Source organism: Robiginitalea biformata HTCC2501, from assembly GCF_000024125.1.
Lineage (GTDB): Bacteria > Bacteroidota > Bacteroidia > Flavobacteriales > Flavobacteriaceae > Robiginitalea > Robiginitalea biformata.
Genome location: NC_013222.1, coordinates 1,851,939 through 1,870,870, shown reverse-complemented (window position 1 = coordinate 1,870,870; position 18,932 = coordinate 1,851,939). Strand labels below are relative to the sequence as shown.

At 55.4% G+C, this 18,932-nt stretch carries 17 protein-coding genes, 1 tRNA gene and 1 other RNA gene; 9 read left to right on the top strand and 10 right to left on the bottom strand.

Translation table 11 applies throughout. From position 1 onward, the window contains the following. Window positions 1-41: 41 nt before the first annotated feature. Window positions 42-2,096 (bottom strand): polyphosphate kinase 1, encoded by a 2,055-nt coding sequence (ppk1, locus tag RB2501_RS08355; protein ID WP_015754342.1) that lies wholly within the window; start codon window positions 2,094-2,096, stop codon window positions 42-44. A 227-nt stretch (window positions 2,097-2,323) separates the two neighbouring features. Between ppk1 and RB2501_RS08350 the strand changes: the two genes are divergently transcribed. The 6 genes from RB2501_RS08350 (at window position 2,324) to RB2501_RS08325 (ending at window position 7,712) form a co-directional block, all read left to right on the top strand. Then, window positions 2,324-2,406: transfer RNA gene (locus RB2501_RS08350), tRNA-Leu, on the top strand. A gap of 247 nt (window positions 2,407-2,653) precedes the next feature. Then, window positions 2,654-3,907 carry an NAD(P)/FAD-dependent oxidoreductase gene (locus RB2501_RS08345; protein ID WP_015754341.1) on the top strand — a complete coding sequence of 418 codons (1,254 nt, stop codon included), beginning with the start codon at window positions 2,654-2,656 and terminating at the stop codon, window positions 3,905-3,907. 124 nt (window positions 3,908-4,031) lie between these two features. Then, the gene (locus tag RB2501_RS08340) at window positions 4,032-4,931 is read left to right on the top strand and encodes a MerR family transcriptional regulator (RefSeq protein ID WP_015754340.1); all 900 of its coding nucleotides are present in this window, start codon (window positions 4,032-4,034) and stop codon (window positions 4,929-4,931) included. A gap of 21 nt (window positions 4,932-4,952) precedes the next feature. Beyond that, complete coding sequence (locus RB2501_RS08335) at window positions 4,953-6,413, top strand: phytoene desaturase family protein (protein WP_015754339.1); 1,461 nt, start codon at window positions 4,953-4,955, stop codon at window positions 6,411-6,413. Between the two features lie 7 nt (window positions 6,414-6,420). Next, a complete protein-coding gene (locus RB2501_RS08330) occupies window positions 6,421-7,260 on the top strand; it encodes a phytoene/squalene synthase family protein (protein WP_015754338.1) in 840 nt (279 codons plus the stop codon). Continuing rightward, entirely contained in the window at window positions 7,260-7,712 is a 453-nt protein-coding gene (locus RB2501_RS08325) for a sterol desaturase family protein (protein WP_015754337.1), read from the top strand. Before RB2501_RS08330 ends, RB2501_RS08325 begins: the two co-directional genes overlap by 1 nt. An 88-nt stretch (window positions 7,713-7,800) precedes the next feature. Here RB2501_RS08325 and RB2501_RS08320 read toward each other — a convergent pair whose 3' ends face one another. The 5 genes from RB2501_RS08320 to RB2501_RS08300 form a co-directional block, all read right to left on the bottom strand. After that, window positions 7,801-8,364 carry a TlpA family protein disulfide reductase gene (locus RB2501_RS08320; protein WP_015754336.1) on the bottom strand — a complete coding sequence of 188 codons (564 nt, stop codon included), beginning with the start codon at window positions 8,362-8,364 and terminating at the stop codon, window positions 7,801-7,803. A gap of 61 nt (window positions 8,365-8,425) precedes the next feature. Further along, the gene (locus RB2501_RS08315) at window positions 8,426-10,696 is read right to left on the bottom strand and encodes an aconitate hydratase (protein ID WP_015754335.1); all 2,271 of its coding nucleotides are present in this window, start codon (window positions 10,694-10,696) and stop codon (window positions 8,426-8,428) included. Between the two features lie 115 nt (window positions 10,697-10,811). Continuing rightward, entirely contained in the window at window positions 10,812-11,765 is a 954-nt protein-coding gene (locus tag RB2501_RS08310) for an AAA family ATPase (protein WP_015754334.1), read from the bottom strand. A gap of 1 nt (window position 11,766) precedes the next feature. Beyond that, window positions 11,767-13,212 (bottom strand): peptidylprolyl isomerase, encoded by a 1,446-nt coding sequence (locus RB2501_RS08305; RefSeq protein ID WP_015754333.1) that lies wholly within the window; start codon window positions 13,210-13,212, stop codon window positions 11,767-11,769. After that, the gene (locus tag RB2501_RS08300; RefSeq protein WP_015754332.1) at window positions 13,205-14,098 is read right to left on the bottom strand and encodes a hypothetical protein; all 894 of its coding nucleotides are present in this window, start codon (window positions 14,096-14,098) and stop codon (window positions 13,205-13,207) included. Before RB2501_RS08300 ends, RB2501_RS08305 begins: the two co-directional genes overlap by 8 nt. 116 nt (window positions 14,099-14,214) lie before the next feature. Between RB2501_RS08300 and RB2501_RS08295 the strand changes: the two genes are divergently transcribed. The 3 genes from RB2501_RS08295 (at window position 14,215) to RB2501_RS15800 (ending at window position 16,358) form a co-directional block, all read left to right on the top strand. Then, the gene (locus RB2501_RS08295; protein WP_015754331.1) at window positions 14,215-14,670 is read left to right on the top strand and encodes an SRPBCC family protein; all 456 of its coding nucleotides are present in this window, start codon (window positions 14,215-14,217) and stop codon (window positions 14,668-14,670) included. Between the two features lie 64 nt (window positions 14,671-14,734). Continuing rightward, entirely contained in the window at window positions 14,735-15,841 is a 1,107-nt protein-coding gene (locus tag RB2501_RS08290; RefSeq protein WP_041327649.1) for a serine hydrolase, read from the top strand. 1 nt (window position 15,842) lies between these two features. After that, window positions 15,843-16,358, top strand: coding sequence for an SRPBCC family protein (locus tag RB2501_RS15800; RefSeq protein WP_015754329.1), 516 nt, complete (start codon window positions 15,843-15,845; stop codon window positions 16,356-16,358). A gap of 23 nt (window positions 16,359-16,381) precedes the next feature. On the opposite strand, the gene rny is transcribed toward RB2501_RS15800, so the two are convergent. The 4 genes from rny to RB2501_RS08270 all read right to left on the bottom strand — a co-directional run bounded on the left by rny (window position 16,382) and on the right by RB2501_RS08270 (window position 18,824). Beyond that, on the bottom strand, window positions 16,382-17,950 hold the full coding sequence (gene rny, locus RB2501_RS08280) for a ribonuclease Y (protein ID WP_015754328.1): 1,569 nt from the start codon (window positions 17,948-17,950) through the stop codon (window positions 16,382-16,384). 108 nt (window positions 17,951-18,058) lie between these two features. Next, window positions 18,059-18,166: non-coding RNA, 6S RNA (gene ssrS / locus RB2501_RS15985), on the bottom strand. Between the two features lie 53 nt (window positions 18,167-18,219). Continuing rightward, window positions 18,220-18,516 carry a cell division protein ZapA gene (locus RB2501_RS08275; protein WP_015754327.1) on the bottom strand — a complete coding sequence of 99 codons (297 nt, stop codon included), beginning with the start codon at window positions 18,514-18,516 and terminating at the stop codon, window positions 18,220-18,222. Window positions 18,517-18,533: 17 nt separating this feature from the next. Beyond that, window positions 18,534-18,824: a hypothetical protein gene (locus tag RB2501_RS08270; RefSeq protein ID WP_041327102.1), complete on the bottom strand. Its 291-nt coding sequence runs from the start codon at window positions 18,822-18,824 to the stop codon at window positions 18,534-18,536. Window positions 18,825-18,932: the final 108 nt, after the last annotated feature.

The following is an 18,932-nucleotide window of genomic DNA, read 5'->3' as shown; positions in this document are numbered from 1 at the left end:
CAGCCTGTTTGGAATAATTATACAAAAAATTCACTTGATCTTCACAGCTCCCCAAGCATGTTGTAGATGGCGTATTGTGAGCGGACCAGCGGCTCCCCGGGCTTGGGGGGCCGATAGGGGTTTTTGCCGTCGGCATCCTGGATACGCGCCTTGACGTTATCGGCGAGCTGGATTTCCAGTACCCGGTTCAATTCTTCGAATACCCCGGTGGAATGGACTGGCACGAGGACTTCCACGCGACGGTCCAGGTTGCGGGTCATCCAATCCGCACTCCCCATATAGAGCCTGGGGTTGCCGCCATTTTCGAAGCGATATATCCGCCCGTGTTCCAGAAACCGATCCACCACGCTCGTCACGAAGATCTGGTCACTCAGCCCCGGCACCCCGGGCAACAAGCAGCAAAACCCCCGGACGAGCAATCGAACCGGCACGCCGGCTGCGCTGGCCTCGTACAACAGGTCAATCATCCCGCGATCCTCCAGGCTGTTCATTTTTGCCGTGATGCCGGCTGGCAGTCCATCGGCGGCATTCCGGATCTCCCGACGGACCATTTCGGTAAATTTCGCCCGGGTATTGAAGGGGGAAACCAACAATTTTTTCAGGACGGGCTCCCGCCGGGTATCCTTGAGGAAATTAAAAACGGCCTCCAGGTCGGATGTCAGGTCTTCCCGGGCTGTCAACAGGGCGTGGTCCGCATAGATCCTGGCAGTTTTCTCATTGAAATTCCCGGTGCCGAAATAGCCATACCTGCGGTGGGAACCATTCGATTCCCGTGAAATCAGCAATACCTTGGAGTGCACCTTGAGGTTGGGAAAACTATATATTACCCGGGCCCCGTGCTTTTCAAAGGCCTTTCCCCACTCCAGGTTGTTCTCCTCGTCAAACCGGGCCTTGGCCTCCACAAAAATGCTGACCGCCACGCCGCGTCGGGTGGCCTCAATCAAGGCCCTGGCCAACCGGGATTCCGAAGCGATGCGGTAGAGCGAAATATCGATACTGCGCACCCGGGGGTCTGCCGCGGCCTGCTCCACCCAGCTGATTATCTGTCCAAAGTCCTGGTAGGGGAAGTGGATCAGCACATCTTCCCGGTCTAGTACTTCAAACAGGTTGCTGCCCGGAGCAAACTGCGGGTGCCGCAATGGGGGCATTGGCCTGTACTCCAGGGAATCCCCGGCCGGGTTCGGGAAATTCATGAAATCACTGAAATTGTGGTATTGGCCCCCGGGAACCAGATCGAGCCGGCCCAGGCCCAGGTCCCGGCGGAGCGACTTCACGAGTATATCCGGCATGCGCGCGTCATAAAGCAACCGGGTAGGCTGACCCCGGGATCGTTTTTTCAGGGACCGTTGGATTTCCTCCACCAGGGATTGCTCCACCCCATCTTCATCCAGGTACAATTCGGCATCCCGGGATATTTTTATGCTGTATATCCCATCGGGATCAGCTTCCAGGCCGGATAGCCCGGATAATACAAGTTTTAACAGGTCTTCCAGGATTTGGAAGCGATATACGCCTGAGCCCGGCAGCGGCACAAAGCGTTTGGGAAACGCCGTGGTAGCAGGGAAATAGAGCCACTGAGCCGAATCCGGGTCGCGCAGGACCAGGTAGGAATCGCCATCCCCGAGGAAAGGCTTCCCGCCCGACGGACTGAGTTTCATATGGAAATCGCCGGCGATCTCCTCCCAAAAGAATTGCCCCGCCCATTCCCGGTCCCCGGGCGAAAGCTCGCGGTGGTCCACCAGGTAAACATCACGCTCCTCCAGGGCCGGTAGAATTGACTCCCGGTAGATCCTCCCGAACGCCTCCTGTTGGCGGTGCACCTCGGAAAGGATAGCCTTCAGGGTTTTGTTGGGGCGCATGGAAAGTCGTTTGCGCAGGTGTTTATCCACTTGCTTCAGCTGGCGCAACTTGGAGACGCGGACACGAAAGAATTCGTCGAGGTTGGACGAAAAAATAGCCAGGAACCGCAGCCTCTCAAATACGGGTACATCCGGGTCTTCCGCTTCCTGTAATACGCGCTCGTTAAACCGCAACCAGTCGATATCCCGATGGCGGTACCGGGATTGCTGTTTTTCCGGGGTAGGGTGTTTTTCCATAATGCGCCTGAGGCAACCTGCCGCCTGGCAGTTTCCCTGTTTTAATTAATAATTAGGGGTGGCAAGTGATTATCGCAGGTGAAATTACCAAATAACCCGGTTCCCCCTGAATCGAAAAGCACTGTTTTTGGCAACCAAAAGGCCGAACCCGCCAACTTTCGCAGAATTCCTTTAAAAAGGTTTGGCAAGGAGGGAAAAAGGGGGTTATATTTGTGCCGCTTATTCCAGGCCACGTGGCGGAATTGGTAGACGCGCTACCTTGAGGGGGTAGTGTCCTCTGGACGTGCTGGTTCGACTCCAGTCGTGGTCACTTAAAGCGCGAACCCCGCTCTCGAAAGAGAGTGGGGTTTTGTTTTTTCCAGAAGCCGTCAAGAGCTCGCTCTTGTAAGGGGTCTGGAAAAAACAATAACCCAGCTGGCATAGCCAGCGGGGGGTGAGGATTTTCAGGCGGGAGCGCATTCTGGAGCACCGAGCGCAGCGAAGGTACCCCAGTCGATCCGAATGATATTCGCATTTCGCCCGATTCCTTACCTTAGGCCCTTGAATCCGAAATGCCAATGGGAAAACAAATCGTCGTTATCGGCGGGGGTATTATGGGCCTGTGCAGCGCCTACTACCTGTACCGCGACGGCCATGAGGTCACTGTAATCGATCAATCCGGCATGGATGCCGGGGCGTCGTATGTAAATGCCGGGTTCCTGACACCCAGCCACATCGTGCCGCTGGCAGCCCCCGGGATGATCCGCAAAGGCCTGATGTGGATGTTTAACAGCAGCAGTCCCTTCTACATGAAACCCCGGTGGGACCCGGAGTTCTTCAGGTGGGCCTGGTACTTTTACCGGTCGGCTACCCCGGGCCGGGTGGCCCGGGCGATGCCCCTGATTGCGGAGATCAACGTCCTCAGCCGGGAACTCTATCAGGAACTCCGCAACAGCGGCGACCTGGGGGACTTCCAACTGGAACGCTCGGGCCTGTTGATGCTTTACAAAACGCTGGCAGCCGCCCATTCGGAACGCCGGGTAATGGACCGCGCCAAAGATCTCGGTTTGGAAGCCGACGCGCTTACGCGAAAAGAACTGGACGCCCTGCAACCCGGACTGAGCCCGGATATTGAAGGTGCCATCCATTACCTGTGCGACGGCCACACCACGCCCGTGGAAATTATGCCAAAACTGAAGGCTTTCCTGGAAAAATCCGGGGTGCGCCTGGTACCGGGAACACCTGCGGATGGATTCACGACAAAATCCGATCAAATCCTCTCTGTCACTTCGGGCCAACGGGAATTTCCGGCGGACGAAGTGGTCCTGGCCGCAGGCTCCTGGAGCCCGGAACTCGCCTCCCGCCTGGATCTGAATCTCTCCCTCCAGGCCGGGAAAGGCTACCGGATAGACCTGCATCGGGAAACCCCGGTGCGCTACCCGGCAGTCCTGATGGAATCCAAGGTAGCCGTAACACCGATGCGCGGTTTTACGCGTCTGGCCGGAACCATGGAATTCTCGGGCATCAACCACGATATCCGGCCCAACCGGGTGGCCGCTATAGCCCAGTCTGCCGCTGCCTATTACCCGGAACTTCGGGTCACTGATGAAGAGATGCAACAAGCTGCCTGCGGGCTCCGGCCGGTAACCCCGGATGGCATGCCCTACATCGGCAGGACTTCCCGTTGGAAAAACCTCTCCCTTGCCACCGGACACGCCATGATGGGATGGAGCCTCGGACCGGTCACCGGGAAACTGATCGCCGAGGTGATATCGGGCAAAAGCCCCTCCCTGTCCCTGGAATCCTTCAGTCCGGACCGCCGATTTTCATAAAGTGTTGAACCTTTAAAAAGTATTGCCAGCGCCGGAAACAACCGATTTTATCGATATTTTAACGCCCGGGGTGTACAGCGTATCCCTAATTTTAATACTTTTGTTTAAGTTTCTTTTAAAATAAATGAACAGCGTTAAGCAATCTTTCGGCATCCGGGACCTTGAAAACCTCAGCGGGATCAAGGCGCATACTATTCGCATTTGGGAAAAGCGTTACAACCTGCTGGAACCCGAGCGGACGGCAACCAATATCCGTACGTACAGCCTTTCGAGCCTCCAAAAACTCCTGAACGTTACCCTGCTGTACAACAACGGCCTTAAGATTTCGAAGATTGCAGAAATCCCCGAGGAGGAAATCCCGCAGCATGTTCGGGAACTGGTAGCCGAGAAGAGTGTCAAGAGCCATGCGATCAATGCGTTTAAACTCGCGATGATCAATTTTGACCTCTCCATGTTCCAACGGACCTACGCGAGCCTGTCGGCGGAAAAGTCGTTCCGGGAAATTTTCTGGGAGGTCTTCCTGCCGTTGCTGGACGAACTCGGGCTGCTCTGGCAAACCGATACGATCTCACCTGCCCACGAACATTTCATCACGCACCTGATCAAACAGAAAATCTATACCTGTACGGAAAAGCTGCACACCATAGAACCCACCCGCAGGGATAAGACGTTCATCCTCTACCTCCCCGAAAATGAAATCCATGAAATCGGTTTGCTGTTCCTCAATTACGAATTGCTGATGCACGGCTACCGGACGGTTTACCTGGGCCCGACCATTCCGATGGAAAACTTGTCGGACCTGAAGGGTTATGTGGAGCACCCGGTATATATATCCTACTTCACGGTCCTGCCGGCCCTGGAGGACATCCCCGATTATTTGGAAACATTCAGGGAGGCGCACCTCATGATAAACGGCAGCGAATTATGGATTCTGGGGCGGCAGGTACAGGATCTGGAAAAAAGCCAGTTGCCGAAAGGCGTCCGCGCTTTTAATTCCATCGAAGAACTGCTGACGGGGGTATAAACAATAGGCGAGTATACGCACATGCACCAAAAAATTGCTGTTATCGGATCGGGCTTTTCGTCCCTTTCGGCCGCCTGTTATCTGGCCAAAAGCGGATACAGCGTGCATGTTTACGAAAAAAACGAACAATTGGGAGGCCGCGCCTCCCGGTTGGAACGCGACGGGTTCACTTTCGATATGGGGCCCAGTTGGTACTGGATGCCGGATATTTTTGAAAAGTTTTTCGGCGACTTCGATAAATCGCCGGAGGAGTATTATCAACTGGACCGGCTCGATCCGGCCTACCAGGTTTTTTTCGCGGATGAAACCGTCACCATCGGCGGGGCGCTCGATCAGATATGCCTGGAATTCGAACGCATTGAACCCGGCAGTTCGAAACCCCTTAAAAAATTCATTCAAAAGGCACAATCGAACTACGATATCGCCATCAACCAGATGGTCTACAAACCGGGCGTTTCCCCCCTGGAACTCGTAACGACCCAAACCGTTCGCCATATCGGCCAGTTCTTCAGTACAATCAGCCGGGAGGTACGGCGGGAATTCAAAAACCCGAAGCTCGTATCCATCCTGGAATTCCCCGTATTGTTCCTGGGTGCCAAACCCTCGGTGACCCCGGCATTTTACAGCTTTATGAATTTTGCGGATTTCGGTCTGGGGACCTGGCACCCCAGGGGGGGGATGTACCGGGTGGTCCAGGCCATGGTGGAACTCGCGGAATCCCTGGGGGTGGAGTTTCACTTAAACGCCCCGGTAGATGGTATCCTGCTGCAAAACGGCCAGGCAACCGGCATTACCGTCAATGGAAAGGAGGTCCGGGCGGACGGCGTGCTGAGCGGGGCGGATTACCACCATACGGAACAATTGTTGCCCAAATCCCATCGTCAATACACCGAATCCTGGTGGGACAAACGGGTGTTCGCACCTTCCGCACTGCTATTCTATATCGGATTTGATTCCAAATTAAAGGGGGTGCAACACCACAACCTGTTTTTCGATACGGATTTCGGGCAGCATGCACGGGAAATTTACGACGACCCCAGGTGGCCGGAATCCCCGTTGTTCTATGCCAATTTTCCCTCGGTAACAGACCCCGGCATGGCCCCGGATGGAAAAGAGACCGGGTTTTTCCTGGTTCCCCTGGCCCCCGGACTTGAAGACACCCCCGCATTGCGCGAGGAGTATGCGGATCGGATCCTCAATCGTTTTGAGCGCCTCACCGGCCAGGAGGTGAGAAATAACATTATATTTAGAGAAAGCTTCTGCGTGTCGGATTTTGCCAGCCGGTATAATTCCTACAAGGGGAATGCATATGGGATGGCCAATACGCTGCGACAAACGGCGTTCCTCAGACCCCGCCTGAAAAGTAGCAGGGTCGGGAATCTGTATTTCTCCGGGCAGCTTACGGTTCCGGGACCCGGTGTTCCGCCCGCCCTGATCTCCGGAAAACTAGTTTCCGAAATGATTGTCAAACACAACAGGTAACGCAACGATGAAGGCACTTTTCGACACCGTCTCGGAGGCTTGCAGCAAGCTGACCACCAACCGGTACAGCACGTCCTTCTCCCTGGCCACCAAAATGCTGGCCAAGGGGATCCGACAGGATATTTACAACATATACGGCTTTGTCCGCTTTGCCGACGAGATTGTAGACTCGTTCCACGATTACGACAAGGCAACCCTCCTGAGTCGGTTTGAGCGCGACCTGGACCTGGCCCTGCAGGAACGCATCAGCCTGAACCCCATCCTGAATGCCTTCCAGGCCACCTATCACAAATACGAAATCCCCCGCCACCTGGTGGATTCCTTCCTCAGGAGCATGCGGATGGACCTCCACAAGAAGGTGTATCGCAGCGAGGAAGAATACAAGGAATATATCTACGGTTCAGCCGATGTGGTGGGGCTGATGTGCCTGTGCGTCTTCGTCAAAGGCGATAAGGAGCGCTATGAGCAACTCCGCGAATCGGCCATGGCCCTGGGATCGGCTTTCCAGAAGGTGAATTTCCTCCGCGACCTGCGGGCGGATTACGACGGCCTGGAGCGCACCTATTTCCCGAATACGAATCTGCTGGAACTCGATGAGGAGTCGAAAGCCCGGATCGTGCAGGAGATTGAGGAGGATTTCAGAAAAGGCTACCGGGGAATCCTCAAACTCCCCGGGGATTCGAAGTTCGGGGTATATATGGCCTACCGCTATTACTCAAAACTTCTGCATAAACTGCAGCGGACTCCCTCCGTGGAGTTGCGGCATGCCCGGATCCGGGTCCCGAATTATCAGAAAGTCGGGCTGCTGGCCCGTTCATATGTAAAATATCGGTTAAATTTGGTATGATGACAGTCTTGATTTGGATCGCAATTTTCCTGGCCACCTTCTGCTTCATGGAATTCATGGCCTGGTTTACGCATAAATATATCATGCACGGTTTCCTCTGGAGCCTTCATAAGGACCACCATAAAAAGGACCACGACAGTTGGTTTGAGCGAAACGACGCCTTCTTTCTATTTTATGCGATAGTCTCCATGTCCTTTATCGGGGCCGCCGTGAACACGGGATTCTGGCAGGGGTGGCCCATCGGCCTGGGCATCCTCGCTTACGGGATTGCCTACTTTATCGTACACGATATCTTTATCCATCAGCGGTTCAAGCTCTTTCGCAATGCGAATAACTGGTACGCGCGGGGTATCCGCAGGGCCCATAAAATCCACCACAAGCACCTGGGAAAAGAGGAAGGGGAATGCTTCGGGATGCTGTTTGTCCCATTTAAGTACTTCCGGAAGACCTGACCGCCCCCCCTGCCTAATTCTCTTGCAAATACCGCCAGCTGGTCTGAACTGTCCAGCGCGGGGGTTACCGGGCCTTAAGCCTCGTTTTCTAGTCCCCGGAAAGAAGCCTGTCGAGCAGTTCCCGGCTTTTGCCGGAATCCCAGTCCACCAGCTTGTCTTCCGCCACTACGATAAATCCCTCCCGGTCGATGAGGTACGAACTCGGCTGTTTGGAAACATCCAGGGGAGCGGGTTCGCCGACGATCCGGTAGGTAACCGGAAAGGTGAAACCGTGCTCCTCCATAAAGGCTTCCACGGGTTCCCGTTCCTCATCCGTTATGATGTAGAATTGCACGCGGTCCCCGTACGCTTCGTACAATGCCTGGATACCTTGTAATTCCGGCAGGCAGGGAAGCCGCCAGGACGCCCAAAATTCTACCAGGACCACGTGGCCTTTTGCCTGTTCGAAATTAAAAAAATCCCACTCCGCATCCTTGAGTTTCCAGTCATAGGTGGGGATCCGCTGCCGCTCCCCGATTTCGATCGGGTCGGGGGCGAAAGAAAACAACTGCATAAGCCAAACCTTAGAATACGTCCCCAGGGGGGTGACAAAAAACGAGAGGACAAAGCCAATCAGGAGGATGTTGAAGAAAGTTTTTCGGCGGATTTTCATAGGCTGTTCCCCGGGAATAAAAAAGCCCCCGTTTCCGGGGGCGTCTCAGTTCGTGCCGGTATCAGGCGTTTTCCTTTTTAATCACATTCAGGGCCGATCCTTCTCGGAACCAGGCAATCTGCGTGGCATTATACGTGTGGTTTGCCTTGATTGTGTCCTTGCTTCCGTCCTGGTGGACCACCTCGAGGGTCAGGGGCTTATCCGGCGCAAAATCCCGGATATCCGTAAAGTTGAAGGTATCGTCCTCCTGGATTTTGTCGTAATCCGACTCGTCGGCGAAGGTCAGCGCCAGCATCCCCTGCTTCTTGAGGTTCGTTTCGTGAATCCGGGCGAATGATTTCACCAATACGGCTGCAACCCCGAGGTGGCGCGGCTGCATGGCCGCGTGCTCCCGGGAAGACCCTTCCCCGTAATTGTGGTCTCCCACCACCAGGGTTTTAATGCCCGCGGCCTTGTAGGCGCGCTGGGTGTCCGGCACCCCGCCGTATTCGCCGGTGAGCTGGTTTTTGACAAAATTCGTCTTTTTGTTGAAGGCATTGACGGCGCCAATCAATGTGTTGTTCGCGATATTGTCCAGGTGCCCCCGGAACCGCAGCCATGGCCCGGCCATAGAAATATGGTCCGTGGTGCACTTTCCGAAGGCTTTGATCAGCAGTTTCATCCCCTGCAGGCTTTCGGGGGCGATCGGCTCAAAGGGATCCAGCAATTGCAAGCGCTCTGAATCACCGGCAACCTTCACCTCCACGCTGCTGCCGTCTTCTTTGGGCGCCACATACCCGGCATCCTCCACGGCAAAACCTTTCGGCGGCAATTCGTAGCCCCTCGGCTCGTCGAGCTTTACTTCCTCCCCGTCTTCATTGATCAGCGTATCGGTGATCGGGTTGAAATCCAAACGGCCCGCAATGGCAATGGCCGTTACCAGTTCCGGGGAACCCACAAAGGCCAGCGTATTCGGGTTGCCGTCCGCCCGCTTGGCAAAGTTCCGGTTAAACGAGTGGACAATCGTATTCCTGGGGCCGTCCGAGGCGTTGTCGCCGTAGCGGTCCCACATACCGATACACGGGCCGCAGGCATTGGCAAATACCGTGGCCCCGATATTGTTGAAGGTATCGATGTACCCGTCCCGTTCAATGGTGTACCGGACTTGCTCGGAACCCGGAGTAATCGTAAAATTGGATTTAGTCTTCAGTTTCTTGTCGGAAACCTGCTGGGCCAGGGAAGCAGCCCGCGAAATATCTTCGTAGGAGGAGTTCGTACAGGATCCTATCAGGCCGTACTCCACGCGGAGCGGCCAGTCGTTCTCCCTGGCAGCCTCCCCCATCTTGGAAATCGGGGTGGCGAGGTCCGGGGTAAACGGCCCGTTCAGGTGGGGTTCTAGGGTATCCAGGTCAATCTCGATGACCTGGTCAAAATATTTTTCAGGCTCCTGGTACACGGCCGGGTCGGCCGTGAGATACGGGGCGATCTCCTTAGCCGCGTCCGCCACATCGGCCCGGTCCGTTGCCCGCAGGTAGCGGTCCATGGAATCGTCGTAACCGAAGGTGGAGGTGGTGGCCCCTACTTCGGCCCCCATATTGCAGATGGTGCCCTTGCCCGTACAGGACATGGAAGTGGCCCCTTCCCCGAAATATTCAATGATCGCTCCGGTTCCGCCCTTCACGGTCAGGATATCCGCTACTTTCAGGATAACGTCTTTGGGGGCCGTCCACCCGGACAGCTTACCGGTCAGTTTCACCCCGATGAGTTTCGGGAATTTCAACTCCCAGGGCATGCCGGCCATCACATCGACGGCGTCTGCCCCGCCGACCCCGATGGCAACCATCCCAAGTCCGCCGGCATTTACCGTATGGGAATCCGTCCCGATCATCATCCCACCGGGAAATGCGTAGTTTTCCAGCACTACCTGGTGGATGATCCCGGCCCCGGGCTTCCAGAAGCCGATACCGTATTTATTGGAGACCGATTCCAGGAAGTCGAAAACCTCGTTGCTGGTTTCATTGGCGCGGATCAGGTCTTTCTTTGCCCCAACCTTGGCCTGGATCAGGTGGTCGCAGTGCACCGTGGTGGGGACGGCAACCGAGGGCTTTCCGGCGTGCATAAATTGCAGCAGCGCCATTTGTGCAGTGGCATCCTGACATGCTACGCGGTCCGGAGCGAAGTCCACGTAATCCTTCCCCCTGACAAACGCCTGGGAGGTCTTTCCGTCCCAAAGGTGCGCATAAAGGATTTTCTCCGAAAGGGTGAGCGGCCTTCCGACCAGTTCACGGGCCGCATCGACGCGTCCGGGAAAGGCCTTGTAGACCTCTTTAATCATGTCTATATCAAATGCCATGTGCTATTGGTTTTTACTTGTTTGCCTAGCTCCAAAAATAGTAAAAACCCAAGGGAATTGAAACTATAAAAGCGCCAAAACACCGATTTCATGCGACCTCAGCGGCGATTTCGCTTCAGAGTAACTGTCCGATGATATCCTCATCGGAGATTCCCTCCGCCTCCGCTTTGTAGTTTCTGAGGATGCGGTGCCTGAGGATGCCCATCGCAACTGCCTGTACGTCCGCGATATCCGGGGAAAATCTGCCGTCTACGGCCGCATGGGCCTTGGCGGCCAGAACCAGGTTCTGGGAGGCCCGGGGGCCCGCACCCCAGTCCAGGTACTGATTCACCAGTTCGGACGCCCCGGGCTGTCCGGGACGGGTCTTGTGGACGAGCTCCACGGCATAACGCACCACGTTGTCGGGAACGGGAATGCGACGGATCAGGTGCTGGACCTCCAGGATTTCATCGGCCTGGAACAAGGTGCGCACCTCGGTGGTGCGGTCGTCCGTGGTAGTCTGCACCACGGTGATTTCCTCTTCCACGCTCGGGTACTTCAGTTCAATGGCAAACATGAAACGGTCGAGCTGGGCTTCCGGCAGCGGGTAGGTCCCCTCCTGCTCAATGGGGTTTTGGGTGGCCAGCACAAAATAGGGCTGGTCCAGCTTATATTGTTTCCCGGTAATGGTCACCGCCCGTTCCTGCATGGCCTCGAGCAGGGCAGCCTGCGTCTTCGGGGGCGTCCGGTTGATTTCATCGGCCAGGATGATATTGGCAAATACAGGGCCCTTTACAAAGATAAAATTCCGGTTCTGGTCCAGCACCTCGCTTCCGAGGATATCGCTGGGCATCAGGTCCGGGGTAAACTGGATCCGTTTGAAGTCCAGCCCCAGGGTTTGGGCAATCGTATTTACCATGAGGGTCTTGGCGAGCCCGGGTACCCCGATCAGCAGGGAATGCCCCCCGGTGTAGATACTCCAGAGGATCTGGTCGATCACCAGGTCCTGGCCTACGATGACCCGTGCAATTTCCTTTTTCAGCGCCCGGTGTTTTTCAACCAGCCGTTCAATGGCAGCTACGTCCGACATGTTACTGCTTTAGCCAGTTATTCGAGAAGTCGCATTGCCGATACTCCCCGTTGACACTGATGTACGTGTCGTCTATATGTTCGGCGATCCAGTCGGTGATGGCCCGGAACTGCTTGTCGCGCAGGGCCAGTTCCTGGATCTTCAGGTAATCCCTGGAGAAATCCGCCTCGTGTTCGTCGAACCGGTTGGTCACCATCAGAATCTTGTAGCTGGCCGTGCCGCCCCGGGGGTCTTCCTCCAGGATGGGTCGCGATATTTCGTTGTCTTTCAGGTTCCGGACCTGGTTGTAGAGCGCCGGGTCCATACGCGTCAGTTCAAAGCGGGTATCGAAAGTCTCCGGGTTCCGCAACTGCCCCCCTTCAAACTTGGTTTCCTTTTCGTCCGAAAAATTCCGGGCGGCCTCGGCAAAGGTATACTTGCCGTCAATTACGTGCTGGCGGATGGTGTCCAGTTTTTTCCGGGCCTCCTCCAGGGCGGCCTGGGGAACCTCCGGCCGGATCAGGATGTGCCGCACATCGAGTTCCTGCCCGCGGATCTTTTCCACCATGAGAATATGGAAGCCAAACTGGGTTTCAAAAGGTTCCGAGATCTCCCCTTCCTGCAGGCTGAAGGCCACGTCCTTGAATTCCTTGACAAACTGCGTCTGCCGGGTCATCGTGTACATCCCCCCATTGCTACGGGAGGCCTCATCCTCCGTATAGAGGATCGCCTTTACCCGAAAATTCGCGTCATTATCCTCCACATCCGCCTTGATGGCGTTTAACTGGTCGATGACCTTTTGTTTTTCGGCCTCCGGGACCTCGGGCTTGATGACGATCTGGGCAATCTCCAGCTCGGCCCCGAATACGGGTTTTTCATCCTCCGGGATGGACCGGAAAAACTGCCGGACCTCCTCGGGGGTCACTTTGATGTCCCCCACTACTTTCTGCTGCATCTTCTGGGAGAGCATCTGCAGCTTATTGATTTGGAAGAGTTCCTCGCGGAGGTCCTCGGCGGATTCCTTGTTGTAGAATTGCAGCAATTTCTCCATGGAACCGAGGCGCTGTTCGAGTTGCTGGAGGTAGCGGTCGCTCTGGGCGTAGACCTCGTCATCGGAAACCAGGATGCTGTCCTGTACGGCCTGGTGCGCATAGAGGCGGTCCTCCATCAACTTGCCCAGCAGGCTGCAGTCGTCAATCTCTGCGTCGGTAGCCCCCTGGTTCTTCAGGTCGATCATCGTTTTTTCCACATCGGAGTCCAAGATCACGTAATCCCCCACCACGGCGGCAATCCCATCGAGCTTCCTGCGCTCACCGGTAGTGGCCGGCGGGTCCAGGGAAGCCAGTTCCCGGGGCGCAACATCTTCCTGTGGGGGTTCTATCTGGGTATCCGGGATGGAATCGCGTACCTGCGCCTGCAGGCTCGAAAGGCCCAGGGCAAATAATACTATCCAAACGCATCTATTCATTCGCTTCATAAATCTGTAATTCTTTTTGTTGAATGGCTTCGTCGATCAACTCGTTTTCCAGACGCCTGAGGTAACCCAGCTTCCTGCGGTTGAGCAGCACCTGTCGGATTGTGGGCTCTATGTAGGATAGCGGGGCTATGGCATCTACTTCCATGACGTCCCGCACTTCAGCCAAATATACCCCGGCATCGTCCTCGAGTTCAAAAAATTGTGATTTTTTTAAGTATTCGCCCTCATTTTCAAAGGTCAGGGGCGGGATCTCCTCGATAACGCGGGAGGCAGGCACCCAGATGGAATCGTTAAAATTCAGCTTGCGGAACTGTACCCCCACGCTATCCAGAAAGCGCTGGTCTTCCGAATCAAAGCGCCTCAGGCGCTCGGTGACCTCCTCCCGGTTGATAAACTGGGGGGGCAGCTCCAGAAACCGCAGCTGCACAATTTTCTCCTGGAGTCGGAAGTTCTCCTTCTCATTTTCGTAGAATTCCTGCAGTTCCACGGGGTTCACCACCGTATCCGCCTCCTGGGCGACGAGGGCCTCCTTGTAGGCCCGGGTATAGAGGTCCGCCCGGTATTCGGAAATCAGGGCCTCGAATTCCTCGATCTGAGCAGCGGGCAGGTTCATCCGCGCCTTTTGCATCAGGAGTTGCTCGGTAGCCCAGTTGGTAATCAGGTTGTTGACAAGCGAGGCGCTGTCCGAAGGATTCAGCCCGGGGTCCACCAGGGGGGCGATATCTTCGCGGTACAGAATTTCTTCCCCTACCCGCGCCAGGGGTGTCTTCTCGGTTTCCTTGTTAAACAAAGAATCGCAACCCCAGAGGGCCATCGCAGCGATCGCGAAAACCGGGAAGGACCAGGTAAGACGGGTGGCGGGTATCTCAATGCGCATCGGGCAAAAATAAGAATATCAGGCGCATGGGCAAACCGCCCCCCTGTGGATTAACACATTTTTATCAGCACCCCAAAAAAGGTAAAATTTAGTACCTTAGGGATTAAAGCGCTCCCATGAAATACACTTGCGAAATCACCATAGACCTGCCCAGGGACCGCATGGTGGCCATACTGGATAACCCGGAAAACATGAAACACTGGCAACGGGGCCTGGAGTCTTACAAACAAATTTCCGGGCAACCCCGACAGGAAGGCGCCCAGATGGAGCTCGCCTACCAAATGGGCAAACGCCACCTGGTGATGGTGGAGACCCTTATCAAGTACAACCCGCCCCATGAATTGCACACCACCTACGATACCAAGGGGGTGCACAATATCCAGAAAAACTATTTTAAGGAGGTGGATGCAAACACCTCCAAATGGATTTCCGAATCGGAATTCCAGTTTTCCTCTTTCGGGATGAAGCTGATGGGGTGGCTGATGCCCGGGGCGTTCAGGAAACAATCCCAGAAGTATCTGGAGGATTTCAAGCGATTTGCGGAAACCGGGGAGTCCGTAGCGGGCCAGTGACATGAAAGGCGACAAGACAGCATGCAACAGGCACTTCCAAATACTCTTTTGGGCGGCCGTGCTGATGGTATCGGGCTGTACAGGAACCGGGCGCCAAACAGACAGGGACCCGCTGGAAACCATCCTGGCCTCCGACGACCCGGCCATCGCCCGGGTGATGGCAGACCCCGATAAATTTGAGGTACAGGTCCGGTATACGCGAATATTCAGAAACGGGGATTCCGTCCGGCTGGCGCCCTACGACTACCGGGTGGACGCAACATCATACCACTACCCGGCCAGCACAGTGAAGTTCCCGATCGCTGTCCTGGCCCTGGAGAAGCTCGCACGGCTGGACAGCCTGGACCGCCATACGAGGTACTACATCGAGGGGGACAGCGTGGAGGAGACCTTTGCCGGGGATATCCGGGCTGTTTTTGCCGTAAGCGACAACCACGCAAACAACCGGCTGTTTGAATTCCTGGGGCAGGATGCCATCAATGCGGGCCTGGCGGAAAAGCAGGCAGGCCCTGCCCGGATATCGCACCGGTTGGGGTACCACCGGGACGAAACAACCACACAGCCCCTGGTAGTTTATCGCAACGATACGGTGACGGCCCAGTCCCGCCCGATTCAGAATCAACCCCCAAAAAGACTGGAACTCACAGGGATTCGCAAGGGATTCGGGTATATGGAGGATGGCAGGCTCGTTGAAGAACCCTTCGATTTCGGCCTGAAAAACTACCTGCCCCTAACCACCCTGGACGGCTTGTTGAAACGCGTGGTCTTTCCTGGGAATTTCCCGGAGGGGCAGCGATTCCGGATTACCGGGGAACAACGGGAATTCCTTCTGGAGGCGATGTCCCGGTTGCCCAGGGAAGCCGGATACGAGGAAGCCCTCTACCCGGACGGTTATTGCAAATTTTTCATGTTTGGCGACTCGGAGGCGCGTATCCCCGAAACGGTCCGGATCTACAACAAGGTGGGGTTTGCCTACGGGACATTGACGGACTGCGCGTATATCACGGATCGGGAAAACGACGTGGAATTCCTGCTTGCGGCCACTATCCTGGTCAATGAAAACGGGGTCTTCAACGACGACCAGTACGAGTACGAGGAAATCGGCATCCCCTTCCTGGCAGCCCTGGGACGGGCGGCACACGCCTACGAACTAGCTCATAAAGCCAATTGATATGGAAGGTTTGTCCTTTGAGGAATTCACCAAAAAGATCTATATCGCCGCACCGCTCGGACGGATCTACACGAGTTGGGCAACACAAGCGGGCATTTGTTCCTGGTTCCTCAAGGAAGCCGCCTACCATGCGCCCGACGGCAGCCGACGCGGCCCTGAAGAGCCGGTGCAGGCCGGCGACCGATACGCCTGGAAGTGGCACCAGTTTGACGGAGAAGAAACCGGCACCCTCCTGGAAGCCGATGGGAAACAGCACATCGCCTTCAGCTTCGCAGGCGATTGCCGGGTTCGGGTTAGCCTGGAGGAAGGCGCGGGCCGGGTCCTGGTTTGCCTGAGGCAATACAACATCCCCACAGACGAGAAAAGCAAACTGATGTACCATTACGGCTGCAGCACGGGATGGACTTTCTGGTTGGCCAACCTGAAGGCCTGGCTGGAACACGGCATCCTGCTAAACGACCGGGGAACCGACCTCCTGGAAGATCCGCGGGCCGGGTATGAATTTGTTAATATCTGATCAGGCGCCGGGCTCCGCGGGGGTTACTTCGCCACGTTTACCGAACGTGTTTCCCGGATTACCGTGACTTTTACCTGCCCCGGGTAGGTCATATCCGTCTGGATCTTCTGGGAAATTTCAAACGACAACTGGGCAGCCTTCTCGTCGCTGACTTTTTCGCTTTCCACAATCACGCGAAGTTCCCTTCCCGCCTGGATCGCATAGGCCTTCTGGACGCCCCCGAAGCCAAAGGCAATTTCCTCCAGATCCTTGAGTCGCTGGATATAGGAGTCGAGCACCTGGCGCCGTGCACCCGGCCGCGCCCCGCTGATAGCATCGCAAACCTGGACCACCGGTGCGATCAGCGATTTCATTTCAATCTCGTCGTGGTGGGCGCCGATGGCATTGCACACGTCGGGCTTTTCCCCGTATTTCTCGGCCCACTGCATCCCGAGGATGGCGTGGGGGGTTTCCAGTTCGGTTTCCGTGTTCGGCACCTTGCCGATATCGTGCAACAAGCCGGCCCGTTTGGCGAGTTTCGGGTTCAACCCGAGCTCGGCAGCCATCACCCCGCATAGTTTGGCAACCTCACGGGAGTGCTGCAGGAGGTTTTGGCCGTAGGAGGAGCGATACTTCATCCGCCCCACCGTCCGGATGAGTTCCGGGTGGAGGCCGTGGATGCCCAGGTCGATCACGGTGCGCTTCCCTACCTCGACAATTTCCTGTTCAATCTGCTTTTCGGTCTTGCGGACAATCTCCTCGATACGCGCCGGATGGATCCGGCCGTCGGTGACCAGCTTGTGAAGGGACAGACGCGCCACTTCCCTGCGGACGGAATCAAAACAGGAGAGGATGATGGCCTCCGGGGTGTCGTCCACGATGATTTCCACACCCGTTGCGGCTTCCAGTGCCCGGATATTCCGGCCTTCCCGCCCGATGATCCTACCCTTGACGTCGTCGGATTCCAGGTTGAAAACCGAAACGCAATTCTCGATAGCCTCTTCGGTGCCGATGCGCTGAATGGTGTTGACGATGATTTTCTTGGCTTCCTGCTGGGCAGTCATCTTGGTTTCCTCAAGGGTGGTCTGCAGGTAGGCCATGGCATCCGTCTTAGCGGTTTCCTTGAGAGACTCGAGCAACTGGCCCTTGGCTTCTTCGGCCGAGAGGCCCGAGATTACTTCGAGCTGTTGAACCTGGCTGTTGTGCAGTTTTTCGAGTTCCCCCTGTTTCCGCTCAAAGAACTCCCGTTTGCTGGCAATTTCCTCCAACTGCTTTTCGAGTTCTTCGTTCAGTTTTTTGTTGCGCGCCAGTTCGCTGCTTACCTGGGATTCCTTGTCGCGGGTCCTTTTCTCGGCTTCCGTGATCTTCTTGTCTTTGCTGAGGATAACTTTTTCGTGCTCTGCCTTGAGCTCCAGGAACTTCTCCTTGGCCTGGTAAATCTTTTCTTTTTTGATATTCTCCCCTTCGGCCCGGGCATCCTTCAGGATGGCCGCGGATTCCTTTTTGGCCGCGGCAATGGTCTTGGAAGCCTGTCCCTTTTCAAGGAGCTTGGCAATGGCAAAACCGATCCCCAACCCAACCACCAGGGCGATGGCTATCGTTGTAATGTCCATGATCTGTCAATTTAGTTTGCGGTTCCGGCAGTGTCACCTGAATCAGAATACGCCTCCGGGCAACCCCCGAAAGCATAAAAAAAGCCCACATTGATGGAAGTTTTGTACAAACTCCTATAAACAGGTTTAGGGCTAACAGATTGCTCAAGGATCCTTTCAAAGAAGGCTTGCTTTTACAACCTAAACTCACCCTTTCTAATTAAAGTAATGTTGAGTTTGTCAAAAAAATAATACCAATGTGGGCAGTATCTATTGCTATGTAAAAGAACTTATTGCGCGCTCAGCGTGGAAGCGATCAGGCTGTCCAGCGACCGGAGCCGTTCGACTACTTCCTGGTTGTCTTCCTGTTTCTCAATGCCCCCCTGCTCAATTTTAGATGCAAACTGCAGTGCGCACATGGCCAGTACATCCTGTTTGTCGCGGACGGCGTAATTCTGTTCGAACTTTTTGGCGAGTTGCTCAATATTCTTGGCCGCCTTCCGAAGGCCCTCTTCCTGGGCCGGGTCGATCGTCAGCGGGTATACGCGATCCGCTATGGATAGCTTTATCTTGAGCCTCTCGGTCATTTGTTTGAACTTGGTCGCTATTCAGCCAATTGAACGATGCACTGGTCCAATTCCCTGATTAGCGCATTTATTTTGAGCTTGGCTTCTGATTTGTTGGTTTCACTGCCCAGCATCGAATTCGCCATTTTCAGGGAATTGTATTTCTCTTCCCACTTGTCGGCTGCTTCCCGGGCGGTATCCCGCGCTTCCTTAAGCGCGGCAACTTCCCCTTCCAAGTTCTTCCTGCTCTGTTGCAGCAACTCGAGTTTCCGCAACAGCTTGCTGATCTTGTTCTCGAGGGAGTCAACGATGTCGACCATTTCGCTCACCGGGCAGAATTCAATGCATTTACACAAAGTTAACACTCCGGGGGCGACTTCGCAATACTTTTTGCAACTATTCCGCCCCTGCGGCGCGTAAAGCCGCTGACGGCGGGG

Excerpts from the sequence above, each read along its gene's own strand:
- RB2501_RS15800 (WP_015754329.1), top strand. The coding sequence starts at position 15,843 with ATGGAAGGTTTGTCCTTTGAGGAATTCACCAAAAAGATCTATATCGCC.
- ppk1 (WP_015754342.1), bottom strand. The coding sequence starts at position 2,096 with ATGGAAAAACACCCTACCCCGGAAAAACAGCAATCCCGGTACCGCCAT.
- rny (WP_015754328.1), bottom strand. The coding sequence starts at position 17,950 with ATGGACATTACAACGATAGCCATCGCCCTGGTGGTTGGGTTGGGGATC.
- RB2501_RS08275 (WP_015754327.1), bottom strand. The coding sequence starts at position 18,516 with ATGACCGAGAGGCTCAAGATAAAGCTATCCATAGCGGATCGCGTATAC.
- RB2501_RS08325 (WP_015754337.1), top strand. The coding sequence starts at position 7,260 with ATGACAGTCTTGATTTGGATCGCAATTTTCCTGGCCACCTTCTGCTTC.
- RB2501_RS08310 (WP_015754334.1), bottom strand. The coding sequence starts at position 11,765 with ATGTCGGACGTAGCTGCCATTGAACGGCTGGTTGAAAAACACCGGGCG.
- RB2501_RS08315 (WP_015754335.1), bottom strand. The coding sequence starts at position 10,696 with ATGGCATTTGATATAGACATGATTAAAGAGGTCTACAAGGCCTTTCCC.
- RB2501_RS08295 (WP_015754331.1), top strand. The coding sequence starts at position 14,215 with ATGAAATACACTTGCGAAATCACCATAGACCTGCCCAGGGACCGCATG.
- RB2501_RS08300 (WP_015754332.1), bottom strand. The coding sequence starts at position 14,098 with ATGCGCATTGAGATACCCGCCACCCGTCTTACCTGGTCCTTCCCGGTT.
- RB2501_RS08330 (WP_015754338.1), top strand. The coding sequence starts at position 6,421 with ATGAAGGCACTTTTCGACACCGTCTCGGAGGCTTGCAGCAAGCTGACC.
- RB2501_RS08340 (WP_015754340.1), top strand. The coding sequence starts at position 4,032 with ATGAACAGCGTTAAGCAATCTTTCGGCATCCGGGACCTTGAAAACCTC.
- RB2501_RS08345 (WP_015754341.1), top strand. The coding sequence starts at position 2,654 with ATGGGAAAACAAATCGTCGTTATCGGCGGGGGTATTATGGGCCTGTGC.
- RB2501_RS08305 (WP_015754333.1), bottom strand. The coding sequence starts at position 13,212 with ATGAATAGATGCGTTTGGATAGTATTATTTGCCCTGGGCCTTTCGAGC.
- RB2501_RS08320 (WP_015754336.1), bottom strand. The coding sequence starts at position 8,364 with ATGAAAATCCGCCGAAAAACTTTCTTCAACATCCTCCTGATTGGCTTT.
- RB2501_RS08335 (WP_015754339.1), top strand. The coding sequence starts at position 4,953 with ATGCACCAAAAAATTGCTGTTATCGGATCGGGCTTTTCGTCCCTTTCG.
- RB2501_RS08290 (WP_041327649.1), top strand. The coding sequence starts at position 14,735 with ATGGTATCGGGCTGTACAGGAACCGGGCGCCAAACAGACAGGGACCCG.